This window comes from Streptomyces sp. NPDC020983 (genome assembly GCF_044333485.1).
GTDB lineage: Bacteria > Actinomycetota > Actinomycetes > Streptomycetales > Streptomycetaceae > Actinacidiphila.
Genome location: NZ_JBIRRA010000004.1, coordinates 121,701 through 137,114 on the forward strand (window position 1 = coordinate 121,701; position 15,414 = coordinate 137,114).

Annotated in this window: 13 protein-coding genes; 8 read left to right on the forward strand and 5 right to left on the reverse strand. The window is 76.4% G+C overall.

The genetic code is table 11. The annotated features are described in order from the left end of the window. Positions 1 to 51 precede the first annotated feature (51 nt). Positions 52 to 1,158, reverse strand: coding sequence for an aminotransferase class V-fold PLP-dependent enzyme (locus ACH4SE_RS09675; RefSeq protein WP_398542780.1), 1,107 nt, complete (start codon positions 1,156 to 1,158; stop codon positions 52 to 54). A gap of 97 nt (positions 1,159 to 1,255) precedes the next feature. On the opposite strand from ACH4SE_RS09675, the gene ACH4SE_RS09680 reads away from it, so the two are divergent. Continuing rightward, positions 1,256 to 2,560, forward strand: coding sequence for a DUF445 domain-containing protein (locus tag ACH4SE_RS09680; protein WP_398543184.1), 1,305 nt, complete (start codon positions 1,256 to 1,258; stop codon positions 2,558 to 2,560). Between the two features lie 194 nt (positions 2,561 to 2,754). Then, positions 2,755 to 3,606 carry a fumarylacetoacetate hydrolase family protein gene (locus tag ACH4SE_RS09685; protein WP_398542781.1) on the forward strand — a complete coding sequence of 284 codons (852 nt, stop codon included), beginning with the start codon at positions 2,755 to 2,757 and terminating at the stop codon, positions 3,604 to 3,606. Between the two features lie 781 nt (positions 3,607 to 4,387). On the opposite strand, the gene ACH4SE_RS09690 is transcribed toward ACH4SE_RS09685, so the two are convergent. Then, positions 4,388 to 4,870 carry a heme-degrading domain-containing protein gene (locus tag ACH4SE_RS09690; RefSeq protein ID WP_398542782.1) on the reverse strand — a complete coding sequence of 161 codons (483 nt, stop codon included), beginning with the start codon at positions 4,868 to 4,870 and terminating at the stop codon, positions 4,388 to 4,390. Next, positions 4,867 to 5,928, reverse strand: a complete 1,062-nt coding sequence (locus ACH4SE_RS09695; RefSeq protein ID WP_398542783.1) for a Gfo/Idh/MocA family oxidoreductase — start codon at positions 5,926 to 5,928, stop codon at positions 4,867 to 4,869. Before ACH4SE_RS09695 ends, ACH4SE_RS09690 begins: the two co-directional genes overlap by 4 nt. Before the next feature lie 59 nt (positions 5,929 to 5,987). Here ACH4SE_RS09695 and ACH4SE_RS09700 point away from each other — a divergent pair, with 59 nt between their 5' ends. The 5 genes from ACH4SE_RS09700 (at position 5,988) to ACH4SE_RS09720 (ending at position 10,041) form a co-directional block, all read left to right on the forward strand. Next, positions 5,988 to 7,106, forward strand: coding sequence for an ROK family protein (locus tag ACH4SE_RS09700; RefSeq protein WP_398542784.1), 1,119 nt, complete (start codon positions 5,988 to 5,990; stop codon positions 7,104 to 7,106). Positions 7,107 to 7,250: 144 nt separating this feature from the next. After that, positions 7,251 to 8,030: an HAD-IIA family hydrolase gene (locus tag ACH4SE_RS09705; protein ID WP_398543185.1), complete on the forward strand. Its 780-nt coding sequence runs from the start codon at positions 7,251 to 7,253 to the stop codon at positions 8,028 to 8,030. A gap of 118 nt (positions 8,031 to 8,148) precedes the next feature. Then, positions 8,149 to 8,793 carry a hypothetical protein gene (locus ACH4SE_RS09710; RefSeq protein ID WP_398542785.1) on the forward strand — a complete coding sequence of 215 codons (645 nt, stop codon included), beginning with the start codon at positions 8,149 to 8,151 and terminating at the stop codon, positions 8,791 to 8,793. Between the two features lie 5 nt (positions 8,794 to 8,798). After that, the gene (locus tag ACH4SE_RS09715; protein ID WP_398542786.1) at positions 8,799 to 9,449 is read left to right on the forward strand and encodes a class F sortase; all 651 of its coding nucleotides are present in this window, start codon (positions 8,799 to 8,801) and stop codon (positions 9,447 to 9,449) included. A gap of 31 nt (positions 9,450 to 9,480) precedes the next feature. Beyond that, complete coding sequence (locus ACH4SE_RS09720; protein WP_398542787.1) at positions 9,481 to 10,041, forward strand: DUF6886 family protein; 561 nt, start codon at positions 9,481 to 9,483, stop codon at positions 10,039 to 10,041. A 22-nt stretch (positions 10,042 to 10,063) separates the two neighbouring features. Here the strand turns inward: ACH4SE_RS09720 and ACH4SE_RS09725 are convergent, their stop codons facing one another. Beyond that, complete coding sequence (locus ACH4SE_RS09725) at positions 10,064 to 10,864, reverse strand: GAF and ANTAR domain-containing protein (protein WP_398542788.1); 801 nt, start codon at positions 10,862 to 10,864, stop codon at positions 10,064 to 10,066. 225 nt (positions 10,865 to 11,089) lie between these two features. Here ACH4SE_RS09725 and ACH4SE_RS09730 point away from each other — a divergent pair, with 225 nt between their 5' ends. Then, a complete protein-coding gene (locus ACH4SE_RS09730) occupies positions 11,090 to 14,032 on the forward strand; it encodes an FAD-binding and (Fe-S)-binding domain-containing protein (protein WP_398542789.1) in 2,943 nt (980 codons plus the stop codon). Between the two features lie 112 nt (positions 14,033 to 14,144). Here ACH4SE_RS09730 and ACH4SE_RS09735 read toward each other — a convergent pair whose 3' ends face one another. Continuing rightward, a complete protein-coding gene (locus ACH4SE_RS09735) occupies positions 14,145 to 15,299 on the reverse strand; it encodes a PP2C family protein-serine/threonine phosphatase (protein ID WP_398542790.1) in 1,155 nt (384 codons plus the stop codon). Between the last annotated feature and the right edge of the window lie 115 nt (positions 15,300 to 15,414).

Below are 15,414 nucleotides of genomic sequence, written 5' to 3' on the forward strand. Positions count from 1 at the left end.
CTCGCTCCCGGTGTCGCCCGGCGGGGCAGCGCGCCCGGCCGGGGGGCGGGGTCAGCGCAGGGAGGCGAGGGCCTTCGCCAGCTGGGGGGCCACCCAGGCGGGGGTGGAGGCGTGGGGGGAGAGCCGGAGGGAGTCGGCGCGGACCGTGGGCGTCAGCTCGTGCGCGTGGAGGGCGGCGGCCACCTCGGCCGGGGCAACGCCGGGGAGGCGGAAGGAGAGGATGCCGGCACGGCGGGGACGGGCCGTCTCGGAGAGCACCTCGGCCCCCGCGGAGCGCACGGCGTCGAGCAGCTCGTCGATCCGCGCGGCGACCGCGGACTCGATCGCCGGGACCCCCGCGGACTCCACGATGCCGAGCGCCGCGGCGAGGGCGGCGGCCGCGACCGGGCTGAGGTTCGTGAGGCTGAAGCGGCGCGCCCCGGCGGCGGGCGGGTGCTCGGCGCCGTCGAAGAGGGCGACGTCCTCCACGCCCGTCCACCCGGTGAGGGTGGGGGCGAGCCGTTCGAGCGCGCGGTCGGAGAGCGCCGCGAAGCCCGTGGACCAGCCGGCGCGCAGCCACTTCTGGCCGCCCGCGACGACGACGTCGGCCGCCTGCCAGGGCATGTCCGCGACCCCGAAGCCCTGGATGGCGTCGACGACGAGCAGCCGGTCGGGCCCGATGACGTCGCGGATCGCGGCGAGGTCCGCGCGGTGGCCGGTGCGGAAGTCGACGGCGCTGAGGGAGACGGCGGTGACGTCGGCGGTGAGCGCGTCCCGGACGGCCTCCGGGGTGGGCCGGCCGTGCAGCCAGCGGGGCTCGGCCAGGCCCGCTGCGGCGGTGCGCCGCCAGGGGTAGTGGTTCGCGGGGAAGTCGCCCTCGGGGACGAGGACGGTGCCGGAGGGCACGCCGAAGGCGGCCTGGAAGAGCCCGGTGGTCGTGTTGGGCAGCAGCACGGTGTGGTCGGGGTCCGTGCCGGCCAGCCGGGCGGCGGACGCGCGGGCGCGGGCGTCGGCCCGCATGAGGTCGTCGACGGTGGTGTGGTCGGCGCGGGCGGAGCGGCCCAGCGCGTCGGCGGTCGCGTCGAGCACGGCGCGCGAGGGCGGCCCGTAGCGGGCGAAGTCGAGATAGCCCGCCGGAGCGTCGAAGAGGCCGGCGTAGCCGGAGGTCGCGTCGTCCATCGGGGTTGCGCTCCTGTCCGCGGGGCGGCGCGGGAGGCACCGGGAACCCGCCGTTCGTTCCACTTCCGTCAGCGCTGGCGACAATACGCAGGTGGATATGCGGGTGGAGCAGGTGGACCAGGAGGACACGTCCGTGAGCGTGGCGGGGACGGTGGACCCGGACGCGGAGCGGCGCCGCGGGGTACGGCGGATGAAGCTGATCGCGACCGGCTTCCTCGCGGTCGCGACGGCCGTCTACGCCCTGGCGAAGTGGGCGGACGCGCGCGGGTCGGGCGCGTGGGCGGGCTACGTCGCGGCCGCGGCCGAGGCGGGCATGGTCGGCGCGATGGCCGACTGGTTCGCGGTGACGGCGCTCTTCCGGCACCCGCTGGGCCTGCCCATCCCGCACACCGCGATCATCCCCACCAAGAAGGACGCGCTGGGCGCGAGCCTCGGTGACTTCGTGGGGGAGAACTTCCTGTCCGCGGAGGTCGTGCGGGCCCGGCTGCGGGCGGTCGGCGTCGGTGCCCGGCTCGGTGCGTGGGTGTCGGAGCCGGCCAACGCCGACCGTGTCACCGAGCAGGCCGCGGCGACCCTGCGGGGCCTGCTGACCGTGCTGCGCGACTCCGACGTCCAGGCCGTGGTGAGCGAGGCGATCACCCGGCGGGCCGCGGGCCAGGAGGTCGCCCCGGCGCTCGGCAAGCTCCTGGAGCGTACGGTCGCGGACGGCGGCCACCGGCGGCTGGTGGACCTGGTGTGCGTACGCGCCAGGGACTGGCTGGTGGAGCACTCCGACTCCGTCATGGCCGCCGTCCAGGGCGGCGCGCCCGGCTGGACCCCGCGCTTCGTGGACCGCAAGGTCGGCGAGCGCGTCTACAAGGAGCTGCTGCGCTTCGTCACCGAGATGAACGAGTCGCCCGAGCACCCCGCGCGCGGCGCCGTCGACCGCTTCCTGCGCGACTTCGCCGGGGAACTGCAGGACGACCCCGACACGCGCGGGCGTGTCGAGCGGCTCAAGAACGACCTGCTGGGCCGCCCCGAGGTGCAGGAGCTGATCGCCTCGGTGTGGGGGTCGGTGCGCGCCATGACGGTCGCCGCCGCCGAGGACGAGCACAGCCAGCTGCGGACCCGCACGCGCGCCTCGCTGCTCACCCTCGGCCGCCGGATGTCCGCCGAGCCGCGGCTGCGCGAGAAGGCCGACGGCTGGCTGGAGGACGCGGCGGTCTACCTCGTCACCACCTACCGCGACCAGATCACCGCGCTCATCAGCGAGACCGTCGCCGGCTGGGACGCGGAGCAGACCTCCCGCAAGGTCGAGGCGCACGTCGGGCGCGATCTGCAGTTCATCCGTATCAACGGCACGGTCGTCGGGGCGCTGGTGGGCCTGCTCATCTACGCCGTGTCCCAGCTCGTCGGAGGGTGAACCGCGCCGGGGTGAACCGCGCCGTCCCGTCCGACGTCTGGGCGTACCGCGGTGGCGGTACGCCTCCCCAGTCCAGCCCGTGAACAGGGCTTGCGCTGGTCCGCTGCCGGTCGGAGGATCGGACAGACATCCGATGACACCTCCGCGTGCGCCGTCCTCCGCCGCGGACACCCTAGGCATTACGGAGTAACCCTGTGAAGCTGCTGCGAGTCGGACCCGCCGGGGCGGAGCGCCCTGCCCTGCTCGACCGGGACGGGGTCGTCCGCGACCTCTCCGGGCTCGTCCCCGACATCGACGGCGCGCTGCTCGCCGACGCCGGCGCCCTCGCCCGGGTCGCGGCCGCCGACCCCGCCGCGCTCCCCGTGCTCGACTCCTCCCTGCGCGTCGGGCCGCCGCTCACCGGCATCGGCAAGATCGTCTGCATCGGCCTCAACTACCACGACCACGCCGCCGAGACGGGCGCCCAGCCGCCCGCCGAGCCGGTCGTCTTCATGAAGGCGCCCGACACCGTCGTCGGCCCCGACGACACCGTGCTCGTGCCGCGCGGCAGCACCAAGACCGACTGGGAGGTCGAACTCGCCGTCGTCATCGGCCGCGAGCTGCGGTACGCGGCGAGCCACGAGGAGGCGCTCGCCGCCGTCGCCGGATACGCCGTCGCGCACGACGTGTCCGAGCGCGAGTTCCAGATCGAACGCGGCGGGCAGTGGGACAAGGGCAAGAACTGCGAGACCTTCAACCCGCTCGGCCCCTGGCTCGTCACCGCGGACGAGATCCCCGACCCGCAGGCGCTCCCGCTGCGGCTGTGGGTCAACGGCACGCTGCGGCAGGACGGTTCGACCCGCGACCAGATCTTCCCGGTCGCGGAGGTCGTCCGCTACCTCAGCCACTTCATGACCCTCTACCCGGGTGACGTCATCAACACCGGCACGCCCGCCGGCGTCGCCCTCGGCCGGCCCGAGCCCCGCCCGTACCTCCGGCCGGGCGACACGGTCGAGCTGGCGATCGAGGGGCTGGGGCGGCAGCGGCAGGTGCTGGCTTCGGCGTAGGGGGCGCATGCCCCGCCGGGGGGGGGCGGTTCGCCGCTCCCCCTTGGCGGGGGCCGAGCGCGCGGTTCCCCGCGCCCCTGGGGGGGGGTGCCACTTGCGGTGGGCGGTTCGCCGTTCTGCCGGTGGGGGCTGGTCGCGCAGTTCCTCGCGCCCCTGGGGGGTGCCGCTTGCGGTGGCGGTTCGCGTTTCTGCCGGTGGTGGGTTGCTCGCGCAGTTCCCCGCGCCCCCGGGTTGCCCGGCGGGGCATCGCGCACTCCGTGCGGGGGTGGGGTCGGGTGCCACTCCGGGGGTACCTCCTCGGAATGCGCGTCTGGCCTCTCCCGCGTCCGGTGAACGGCGGGGTGCGCATTCCTGCGGGGGCACCCCCGGATCGTCCCCCTCCCGGTGTCTCGTGGGCGGCTGCCTGCCGGTGGGGGTGAAGTCCTTCAGGGAGTGCGGTTCGCCCCCGACGGCGAATGCGCCCCACAGGTGGACCGTCAGTCGACGTCGTATCTGCACGGGTGGTGGGGGTGGGAACACCCCGCGCCGCCAGGCGCGGGCACCCGCGGCGGCGGGTCAGCCGCCTACGCACCCCCGGGCGGGCACCGCCCGACGCGGCCCCCGCGGCGGGCAGCCGCCAGCCCCACCGCAATCGGCACCGCCCGGGCGCGCCGCCCAAGCGCGGGCACCCCGGCGGCGGGTCAGCCGCAAACGCACCCCGGGCGGGCACCGCCCGAGGCGTCCCCCGCGGCGGGGCAGCCGCAAGCCCCACCGCAATCGGCACCGCCCGGGCGCGGCGCCGTCAGGGGCAGGGAGGCGTCAGGAAGCGGGTGAGGGCGTCCACCAGGAGGGCGTGGTCCTCGACCTGGGGGAGGCCGGAGACGGCGGCGACGCCGATGACGCCGGCCCCGGCGACGCGGAGGGGGAAGGCCCCGCCGTGGGCGGCGTAACGGGCGGGGTCGAGGTGGGACACGGCCTCGAACGTCGTGCCCTTCGCGCGGAAGCGCTCGCCCACCGCGAGCGAGGAGGTCCCGTAGCGCAGGACGACGCGGGACTTGCGGTCGAGCCATTCGTCGTTGTCGGGGGCGGTGCCCTCCAGGGCGCAGTGGAAGAGCCGCTGTTCCCCCCGGCGGATGCCGATGGCGACAGCGGCGTCCCGTTCGCGCGCGAGGTCGACGAGGAGGCAGCCGAGCCGCCAGGCGTCGTCGTGGGTGAAGCGGGGCAGGACGAGGTCGCGCTCCTGTGCGGCGAGTTCGGCGGGGTCGACGAGGTGGGTGGGGGTCACAGCGTCACCGCCTGGCCGGTGAGGGCGGACTGGCGGGCCGCCTCGATGACCTCGATGGTGGCCGCGGCCTCCCGGGCGGTGACGGGCGGGGGAGTGCCGTCCCGCAGGGCGGTCGCGACGGCGGCGTAGAAGGCCGGGTAGTCGCCGGGTTCGGAGGGGACGGGACGGGCGGCCTCGTCGGTGCCGGCGGTGCCCCAGGCGTCCTCGGGTTCGGCGCCCCAGCCGGTGCCCTCGCCGGGGCGCCGGCCCTCACGGAGGGCCGCTTCCTGGGGGTCGAGGCCGTAGGTGACGTAGCCGCCGATGCTGCCGAGCACGCGGAAGCGCGGGCCGAGGCGGGAGGCGGTGGCGCTCATCCACAGGTGGGAGCGGACGCCGTTGCGGTGGGTGAGGGCGATGAAGTCGTCGTCGTCCGCGGCGGCGGCGGGCCGCCGTACGTCCGATTCGGCGTAGACCGTGCGGACGGGGCCGAAGAGGGTGAGGGCCTGGTCGACGAGGTGGCTGCCGAGGTCGTAGAGGAGGCCGCCGATCTCCCCGGGGTCGCCGGATTCGCGCCAGCCGCCCTTGGGCTGCGGGCGCCACCGCTCGAAGCGGGACTCGAAGCGGTGGATCTCGCCCAGTTCGCGGTGTGCCAGGAGTTCGCGCAGGGTGAGGAAGTCGCTGTCCCACCGGCGGTTCTGGAAGACGGTCAGCAGCAGGCCGCGGTCCTCGGCGAGCGCGGCCAGAGCGCGGGCCTCGGCGGCGGTCGCGGCGAGCGGTTTGTCGACGACGACGGGCAGGCCCGCTTCGAGGGCGGCGGTGGCGAGCGGCACGTGCGTGCGGTTGGGGGACGCGATGACGACGAGGTCGAGTTCGGCGGCGCGCGGCCACAGCTCGTCGGCGGTCTCCGCGAAGGTGACCCCCGGATGCCCGGCGCGCGCCTGCGCGCGCCGCTCGCGGTTGCCGGTGACGATGGTGTCGAGGTGCAGCCCGGGGGTGGCGGCGATCAGCGGGGCGTGGAAGAACGAGCCGGCCGGGCCGTAGCCGACCAGGGCGACGCGGAGGGGGGCGGCGGTGGTCATGCAGCTCACTTTGGCAACAGTGTTGCCGAAGTGCAAGCGCGCGCCACAATGAGGGGGTGATGACGCCTTCGGACCGCGGGTACCCGCCGCGTACGGCCGCCCGCCCGGGGGACGCGGCCGGCGGTGCGCGGGGCGGGCTCAACCTGCCCGGGCTGCGCAGCCACAACGCCGCGGTCGTGCTCGGGCTGCTGCGGGAGGCCGCGGGCGGTCTCAGCCGGCCGGAGCTGGCCGCGCGGACGGGGCTCACGCCGCAGGCGGTCAGCAAGATCACCGCCAGGCTGCGGGCGGAGGGCCTGGTCGAGGAGGCGGGGCGGCTCGCTTCCACCGGGGGCAAGCCGCGGACCGAGCTGCGGCTCGCGGCGGGGGCCGGCTACGCGGTCGGGGCGCATCTGGACGGGGAGGCGCTCACCGCCGTCGTCGCCGATCTCGCCGGGCGCACCGTCGCCGAGCACGCCGTGCCGCTCGACCTCGGGCCGCCCGTGCCGGAGGGGCTCGCCGCGATGGAGCGCGAGCTGCGTGCCGCCGCGGTGCTCGCGCCCGGCCGGGTGCTGGGCGTGGGTGTCGGCATCCGCGGCCCGCTCGACCACCGCACCGGCACCCTGCACGGCGTCACGGGCTACCCGCACTGGTCGGGGTGCGTGCTGCGGGAGGAGCTGGAACGGCGGCTCGGGCTGCCCGTCGCCGTCGACAAGAACACGAACGCCGCGGCGCTGTCCGTCCTGGTGGCGGAGGCCGGGCCGGGCGGCGGCTCGTTCGCGTACCTCCACCTGGGGACGGGGCTCGGGGCGGCGCTCGTCCTCGGCGGTGAGCTCTACCGGGGCGGGGCCGCGGGGGCGGGGGAGTTCGGGCACCAGGTGGTGCAGCTGGACGGGCCGCCGTGCAGGTGCGGGCGGCGCGGCTGCCTGGAGGCCCTGTGCCTGGCCGCCGCGGCCCGCGGTGACACGGGCCGGGCCGCGTACCTGCTCGGGGTGGGGGCGGCGAACCTGGTGGCGCTGCTGGACGTCGACCGCATCGTCCTGGGCGGCCGTACGGTCCTGGCCGCGCCGGACGCCTTCCGCTCCGGCGTCGCCGCCGCGGTCGCCCCCGTCCCCGTCACGTCCGCCGCCCCCCGCGCCACCGCCGAGGGCGCCGCCCTCCTCGCGCTCGCCCCCTTCTTCGCCACCGCCGCCCTCCCCTGACGGGCGCGGGCCCGGACCGGCTTCCGCCCCGCCGGCAGCTGACGTCCCACCAGGCCGCCCAGCAGCCGAGACGGCCGGGGCGGGGCTCCTCCGCCCCGGTTACGCTGGGGCACCACGCAGGCCATGACGACAGGAGAACGACCGGTGTCGACCCGCAAGCCCATCGACTCGTGGCTCACCGACATGGACGGCGTGCTCATCCACGAGGGCACCCCGATCCCCGGCGCAGACGCCTTCCTCAAGGGGCTCAAGGAGTCCGGCAAGCCCTTCCTGGTGCTGACCAACAACTCCATCTACACCCCGCGCGACCTGCACGCCCGGCTGTCCCGGATGGGCCTGGACGTGCCGGTGGCCAACATCTGGACGTCCGCGCTCGCCACCGCGAAGTTCCTCGACGACCAGCGCCCCGGCGGCACCGCGTACGTCATCGGCGAGGCGGGCCTGACCACCGCGCTGCACGACGTCGGCTACGTCCTCACCGACCACGACCCCGACTACGTCGTGCTCGGCGAGACGCGCACCTACAGCTTCGAGGCGCTCACCAAGGCCATCCGGCTGATCCGCGGCGGCGCCCGCTTCATCGCCACCAACCCCGACGAGACCGGCCCCTCGACCGAGGGCGTGCTGCCCGCGACGGGTTCGGTGGCCGCGCTCATCACCAAGGCCACCGGCCAGGACCCGTACTTCGTCGGCAAGCCCAACCCGCTGATGATGCGCGCCGGGCTCAACGCGATCGGCGCGCACTCCGAGACCAGCGCGATGATCGGCGACCGCATGGACACCGACGTGCTGGCCGGGCTGGAGTCGGGCATGACGACCTTCCTGGTGCTCACCGGGCTCACGGCGGTGCCGGACATCGAGCGCTACCCGTTCAAGCCGTCGCGTGTGGTCAACTCCATCGCCGATCTGGTCTCCGAGATCTGATCACGCCGTGTAGTGACCGGGTCACCCTGATGGACCTGCGAGCGTGCGGGCCGGGGCGTCCGCGGGGATCTTCGTAAGTACCGGGTGCGAGTCCCCGCCCGGCCGAGCGGAGGTCCCCATGTTTGGTCTGAAAATGCCCGTCGTCGCCGCCGCCGGTGCTCTCGGCGTGCTCGCCCTGGGGGGCGTGACCGGGCTGCCGAAGCAGGCTCTCGCGGACGAGGGGGGAGGTGGGGCGTCCTCGTCGTCCTCCTCGTCGTCGGCGGCGTCGTCCTCGGCGTCGGCGTCCGGGATGGACGTCTCGCCCGCGACGGTCGCGCCCGGCGGGGTCGTCAACCTGCACCTGAAGGCCTCCTGCAAGGCGGGCGCGACGGCGCAGGCCAGCGCCGAGGTGTTCGTGGACGCGGTGACCCTCGCGCCCGCCGGGGACGGCTGGGACGGCACGGCCTTCATCAAGTCCGACGCGACGGACGGCTCCTACTCCGTCTCCGTCCGGTGCAACGGCTCCACCAGTTCCGCGTCCGCGACCGTGACGGTCACCAGCGGCGGCGGTGGCGGCCACTCCCCGCTGGTGCCCGTCAACCCCGTCCCCGCAGGCGGCGGCGGCACCGCGAAGGTCCTCACCCACGGCGGTCCGGCGCAGCTCGCCGCCGGCCCCGCCGCCGCCGGCACCAGCACCGGCCCGCTGCTCGTCACCGGCGCCGTGGCGGCGGCCGGCGTCGCCGGGCTGGTCGTCCACCGGCGCCGCGGCGCCGCCCGCGGCTGAACGGCATGGCGGAGGGGGCGGACGGCAACGGCAGGACCTGGGCCACCGCGGTCGTCGTCCTGGTCCTGCTGGCCGCGTGGCTGCTCGGCCACGGCGGCCACCTGCCCGGCACCACCGCGCCGCCGGGCGGCCGCGACCTCGCCGCCGCGGCCGCCGACCACCCCCCGCAGGTCTACGCCGCCCACGTGCCGCTGCGCGCCGCCGTCCCGACGCGTATCGACATCCCGTCCGCCGGTATCCACGCCGGGCTCGTCGCCCGCGGCCTCAAGGACGGCGCCGTCGACCCGCCCCCGTACTCCACCCCGGACGTCGCGGGCTGGTACCGCGGCGGCCCGGCTCCCGGCGCGTCCGGCGCGGCCGTCATCGTCGGCCACGTCGACACCGAGACGCAGCCTGCCGTCTTCTACGGCCTGAGCACGGTCACCCGCGGCGCCCTCGTCTCCGTGACCCGCGACGACGGCACGGTCGCCGATTTCGCCGTCGAGGCCGTCGAGACCGAGGAGAAGGCGCATTTCGACGCCCACCGCGTCTACGGCTCCGCGGGCCGCCCCGAGCTGCGCCTCATCACCTGCGGCGGCTCCTTCGACGAGACCGCCCAGACGTATTCGGCGAACGTCGTCGTCTACGCGGCACTGACCGGCTCGCACCGGGCCTGAGCGCCCGCGGCCGTGCGGTAGAACGGACCCCATGCGCCCTGGCCCCGGAGAGGTCCTGCACTTCTCGGAAGACCCCACGATCACCGTGTTCCACCCGCACGTCGCGGCCACCGCCCAGCAGCCCGGGGCGTACGTCTGGGCCGTCGACGACGCCAGGTGCCCCGACTATTGGTTCCCCCGCCAGTGCCCGCGCGCGATGGCCTGGACCCTCCCGACCACCACCCCCGCCGACCGGGAGCTCGTCCTCGGCCCGGGCGGCGGCGAGCGCGTCCACGCCGTCGAGTACGCCTGGCTGCCCCGCCTGACGGCCGTCCGGCTCTTCGCCTACCGCCTCCCCGCGGCCCTCTTCCGCCCCTTCGGCACCCCCGTCCCGCACGCCCACGTCGCCACCACCTCCGTGGAGCCGCTCGGCCCCCCGGAACCCGTCGGGGACCTGCTCCGCCTCCACGAGGCCGCGGGGATCCAGCTGCGCGTCCTCCCCGCGCTGCACGCCTTCTGGTCGGCGGTGACGGCCACGACCCTCGGCTTCAGCGCGATCCGCCTGCGCAACGCGGGCCGGGGGCCGGACGCAGTCCCCCGGGCCGGCGGCTGAGGGCGGGCCCCGGGCGCGAGCCCTACGGGGGACCCGGCACGGACGCCGAGCCGTCGAGGAGGCCGAGCGCGAGGTCGGCGACCCGGAGGCGCCGGGCGCGGGCGTGCGCGCGCAGCAGGTCGAAGGCGGCGTCCACGGACACGTGGAAGCGCTCGGCGAGCAGGCCCTTGGCCTGCTCCACCGGCACCCGCGTGTCCAGCGCGGTCTGGAGCTGGGCGGCGAGGCGCGCGTGGTGGCGGCGGGTCCGCCGCTGGAGGACGCCGAGGGCGGCGGCGCCGGCCAGCGCGCGGGCGACGTCCGCGCGGTCCGGGTCCAGCGGTCCGGGCACCGCCCGGAAGAGGACGAGCGCCCCCACCGTCTCCTTGCCGTGCCGCAGGGGGAGGGCGAGGACGGCGCGGTAGCCCGCGCGCAGCACCCGCCGTGCGTACTCGGGCGGGAAGGCGCCCGGCCCGCGCTCCAGGTCGGGGGCGGCCGCTTCCGCCCCCTCGTGGAAGCTGCCGGGCCCGGGCCCCTGCCCGGCGAGCAGCCGCGCCGGCTCGCAGGACGCGCCCACGACCCGCAGGTCGCCGTCCTCCCCGGCGAGGAGCACGCCCGCCGCGGCGACGCCGGCCAGCCGCGGCAGCCGGGCGGCGAGCAGCCGCAGCGGCGCGTCGTCCCCGGCCTCGTCGTCGAGGCCGTCCCCGAGCCCGAGGAGCGTGTCCGCGAGCAGCCGCTCCCGGCCCGCCGCCCCGCCCCGCGAACCGGCGCCCGCCGCCCCGCCCCGCGATCCCGCCTCGTCCCGCCCCGCGGGTGACCCCCACCCGTCCGGCAGATCTATGTGCACGCCGTTCCCCTTCCCCCGTCGGACCGGCTCCGGCCTTGAGTATTGCCGCTGACCGGCGCCGTCCGCCTCCGTCGCAGGACGGAGAAGGACGGGCCGCGGGCGGCGCGGCAGCAGGCGGAGCCCGCGCGGCACGCGCCGCCCGCGCATATCCTCGCCAAAGGTGTGAAAGGAATGTTTCTCCGCCAGGTCCGGCCCCCTCCGGGGCCGCCCGCCGAGGAGGTCCCGATGCCCGTGCTGCAACCGAAGGGCGGCGCCGCGCTGCGGCCGTCCCCGCCGGGGGAGGCCGCGCCGGACCGGGTGGTGGAGACGCTCGCGGGCGGGACACCCGCCGAACTGCGGACCGGCCTCGTCCGGCTGCTGGGCGAGGACCGGGTCCGCACGAGCCTCACCGACCTGGTGGCGTACGCGTCGGACGCGAGCCCGTACCGCTTCGTGCCGCAGGCGGTGGTGGTGCCCAGGAGCGTGCAGGACGTCGTGCGGCTGCTGGGCTTCGCCCGCTCCGAGCGGCGCCACCTGGTCTTCCGGGCCGCGGGCACGAGCCTGAACGGGCAGGCGCAGGGCGAGGACGTCCTCGTCGACGTGCGCCGCCACTTCACCGGCGTGGAGGTGGAGGCGGACGGCGACCTGGTCCGCGTCCTGCCCGGCACGGTGCTGGCCCGCGTCAACGCGGCGCTCGCCCGGCACGGGCGGGTGCTGGGGCCCGACCCGGCGAGTGCGAGCGCCGCGACCGTCGGCGGGGTCCTCGCCAACAACGCGTCCGGGATGACCGCGGGCACCGCCCGCGACTCCTACCGCACGGTCGCGTCGCTGACGGTCGTCCTGCCGAGCGGCACGGTGGTGGACACCGCCGACCCGGACGCGGACGCGGCGCTCGCCGCCGACGAGCCGGACATCTACCAGGGCCTGCTGGACCTGCGCGACGAGATCGAGGGCGACGCGGAGCTGACCGCCCGCATCCGGGCGAAGTTCGCGGTCAAGAACACCAACGGCTACCGGCTGGACGCCTTCCTGGACGCGGACAGCCCCGTCCAGATCCTGCGCGGCCTGATGATCGGCTCGGAGGGCACCCTCGGCTTCGTCGCCGAGGCGGTCTACCGGACGCTGCCGCTGCTCCCGGCCGCCTCCGCGGGCCTGCTGTTCTTCCCGTCGCTGCCCGCCGCGGCCGCCGCCGTACCGCACTTCGCCCAGGCGGGGGCGGAGGCGGTGGAGCTGATGGACGGCAACGTGCTGCGGGCGGCGACCGCGGTGCCGGGCGTGCCGAAGGAGTGGGCGCGGCTGCCGGAGAGCTGCGCGGCGCTGCTGGTCGAGTTCCGGGCCGCGGACGACACGCAGCTCGCCGCGTACGAGCGGGCAGCCGGGCACGTCTGCGCCGACCTGGGGCTCGTCCCGCCCGTACCGGCGGGGGAGGGCTACGGCGGCTTCACGCGGGACCGGGAGCGGATCGCCGCGCTGTGGCGGGCGCGGACGGCCTTCGTCACGGCGGTCGGCGGGGCGCGCCCGTCCGGCACCACCCTCGTCACCGAGGACTTCGCCGTGCCGCCCGCCCGGCTCGCCGAGGCCTGCGAGGAACTCCTCGCCCTCCAGCGGCGGCACGGCTTCGACGCCGCCGTCGCGGGCCACGCCGCACACGGCAACCTGCACTTCCTGCTCACCTTCGACGCCTCCCGCCCCGAGGACGTCGAGCGCTACGGCGCCTTCATGGCCGACTTCTGCCGCACCGTCACCGAGCGCTTCGACGGCTCCCTGAAGGCCGAGCACGGCACCGGCCGCAACATCGCGCCCTTCCTGGAGCAGGAGTGGGGGCCCGCGGCGACCGCGCTGATGTGGCGGGTCAAGGCGCTGCTCGACCCGCAGGGCGTGCTCGCCCCGCACGTGGTCCTGGACCGCGACCCGCGCGGCCACCTGCGCGGCCTCAAGACGATCCCGGCCATCGAGCCGGTCGCGGACGCGTGCATCGAATGCGGCTTCTGCGAGCCCGTCTGCCCCAGCCGCGACCTGACCACCACCCCGCGCCAGCGCATCGTGCTGCGCCGCGAGATGCTGCGCCAGGGCGCCGGCTCCGCCGTCCTCGGCGCCCTGCTGGACGGGTACGGCTACGCGGCCGTCGACACCTGCGCCGGGGACTCCGGCTGCAAGCTGGCCTGCCCGGTCGGCATCGACACCGGCGCGCTGATGAAGGCCTTCCGGCACGCCCGGCACGGCCGCGCCCAGGAGCGCGCCGCCGCGTCCGCCGCCCGGCACTGGCGGGCGGGCGAGCGCACCGCCCGCGGCGCGGTCGCCGCCGCCGGCGCCGTACGGGACAGGGTCGGGGACCGGCCGCTGACGGCGGCCACGTCGCTGGCGCGGCGGGCGGCGGGCCGGGAGCTGGTGCCGGAGTGGCTGCCGGAGATTCCCGGCGCCGCGCCGGGCGCCCTGCCCCGCACGGCGAGGGACGGCGCCACCGCCGTCTACTACCCGGCGTGCGTCAACCGCATCTTCGGCCCCGCCGACGAGGGCGCGGGCTGGCTGCCGAGGGCGCTGGTCACCGTCTCGGCCCGCGCGGGCCTTCCGGTGTGGATACCCCCCGACGTCACGGGCACGTGCTGCGCCACCATCTGGCACTCCAAGGGCTACGCGGCCGGCAGCGCGCTCATGGCCAACCGCGCCGTCGAGCACGCCTGGGCGTGGACCGGGGGCGGCCGGCTCCCCGTGGTCGTGGACGCGACCTCCTGCACGCTCGGGCTCGCCCGCGAGATCGTCCCCCACCTCACCGAGGCCAACCGCGAGCTGCACCGCGAGCTGACCTTCCTGGACTCCACGGTGTGGGCCGCCGAGCACGTCCTGCCCCGGCTCACCGTGACCGCGCCGCTGGACTCCGCCGTCCTCCACCCCACGTGCTCCGCCCAGCACCTCGGGGCCCCCGTGCCCGCGCTCGCCGCCGTCGCCGCGGCCCTCGCCCGCGAGGTCGTCACCCCCGACGACGCCGGGTGCTGCGGTTTCGCCGGCGACCGCGGCATGCTCCACGAGGAGCTGACCGCGGCCGCGACCCGGCCGGAGGCCGACGAGGTCGCCGCCCGCCCGTACGGGGCGTACCTGTGCGCCAACCGCATGTGCGAGGTCGGCATGGCGCGGGCGACGGGCGAGCCGTACGAGTCGGTGATCCTCGCCCTGGAACGGGCGACGCGCTGAGCAGCGGCCGGGCTCCCGCCGGGGCTCCCGGCCGCCGCCCGTACCGCACGCGGACGCCTGACGCGGCGCGGGCGGCCCGGCCCGCGCGGCACGCGGCCTGCCCGGGCGGCCGCTACGCCGGCAGCGGCGGATCCGGGGGGTGGACGGGCAGGGGGCGGGGCTGGGGGGTGAGGAGAAGCAGGACGACGTCGTCGGAGAGGGAGCCGCCCGCGTGGCGGAGGAGGTCCGCGAAGACGCGCTCGACCGCCGCGTCGAGATCGTGCCCGGCGGCGGCCACGAGGGGCCCGACCCGTTCGGCCAGCGGGTAGAAGGTGCCGTCGAGCGGGCTGCGCGCCTCGATCACACCGTCGGTGCACAGCACCAGCACGTCCCCCGCGGCGAGCGGGACCCGCCACGCGACGGGCCCGGCGTCGCCCGGCACGAGGTCGGCGAGGCCCAGCGGCGCCCACGGCTCGGGCGGGTCGAGCGTCTCGACCCGCCCGTCGCGCGCGACCCGCAGCGGCGCCACGTGCCCGTAGTGCAGCAGTTCGACGGAGCCCGGCGTGTCGAACTGCGCGAAGAGCGCGGTGATGAAGTCCCCGGTGCTGACGTGCCGCCCCACGCTGGTGTCGACCCGCCGGGCGACGGTGTCGAGCCCGCCCTCGTCGAACGCGGCCTCGCGGAAGGCGCCGAGCACGACCGCCGAGGTCTGCACCGCGGGCAGGCCCTTGCCGCGCACGTCGCCGATGAGGGCCCGCACCCCGTGCGGGGTTTCGAGCACCGCGTAGAGGTCGCCGCCGATCTGCGCGGCGTCCGCGGCGGACACGTACCGGACGGCGAGCCGGACGGGGCCGACGCGCGGCGCGGGCGGCCGCATCAGGGCGTGCTGCGCGGCCTCGGCGACGGACGCGATGGCGGTGAAGGCCTTGGCGCCCGTCTCCCGCCGCCACGCGATGTAGACGCTGAAGAGGCTGACGAGCGCGTACGCGAAGGCCTGGCCGAAGAAGACGTCGTGGTCGGGGATGTCGGTGATGCCGTCGTAGGGGGCGAGCGCGGCCTGGACGAGCAGGCCGAGCACGCCGACGAAGGCCGTCCTGCGCCAGGTGACGGTGATCGCGGCGAGCGGAGGGGCGACGACGATGCCGGGGGTGAGGAAGTGGTCCTGCCCGGCGATCAGGTCCGCGACGACGACCAGCCCGATGGAGGCCAGCGGCAGCGACAGGCCCATGCGGGCCAGGTACTCGCCCTCGACCCGCTGGAGGGCCTTCCGCAACCAGACAATCTTCACATGGTGAACCTATCCGCCCGTACCCGCGGCCGTCAGCTACGCCCGGGGTGATCGACACCGCTCCCTTCCGGAACGGCCCGGAGGGGCACCCGGTTCCCGTGCGGCCCATGTGACG

Coding starts and splice junctions, on each gene's coding strand:
- ACH4SE_RS09730 (WP_398542789.1), top strand. CDS start 11,090: ATGCCCGTGCTGCAACCGAAGGGCGGCGCCGCGCTGCGGCCGTCCCCG.
- ACH4SE_RS09695 (WP_398542783.1), bottom strand. CDS start 5,928: ATGACCACCGCCGCCCCCCTCCGCGTCGCCCTGGTCGGCTACGGCCCG.
- ACH4SE_RS09675 (WP_398542780.1), bottom strand. CDS start 1,158: ATGGACGACGCGACCTCCGGCTACGCCGGCCTCTTCGACGCTCCGGCG.
- ACH4SE_RS09710 (WP_398542785.1), top strand. CDS start 8,149: ATGTTTGGTCTGAAAATGCCCGTCGTCGCCGCCGCCGGTGCTCTCGGC.
- ACH4SE_RS09700 (WP_398542784.1), top strand. CDS start 5,988: ATGACGCCTTCGGACCGCGGGTACCCGCCGCGTACGGCCGCCCGCCCG.
- ACH4SE_RS09715 (WP_398542786.1), top strand. CDS start 8,799: ATGGCGGAGGGGGCGGACGGCAACGGCAGGACCTGGGCCACCGCGGTC.
- ACH4SE_RS09720 (WP_398542787.1), top strand. CDS start 9,481: ATGCGCCCTGGCCCCGGAGAGGTCCTGCACTTCTCGGAAGACCCCACG.
- ACH4SE_RS09680 (WP_398543184.1), top strand. CDS start 1,256: ATGCGGGTGGAGCAGGTGGACCAGGAGGACACGTCCGTGAGCGTGGCG.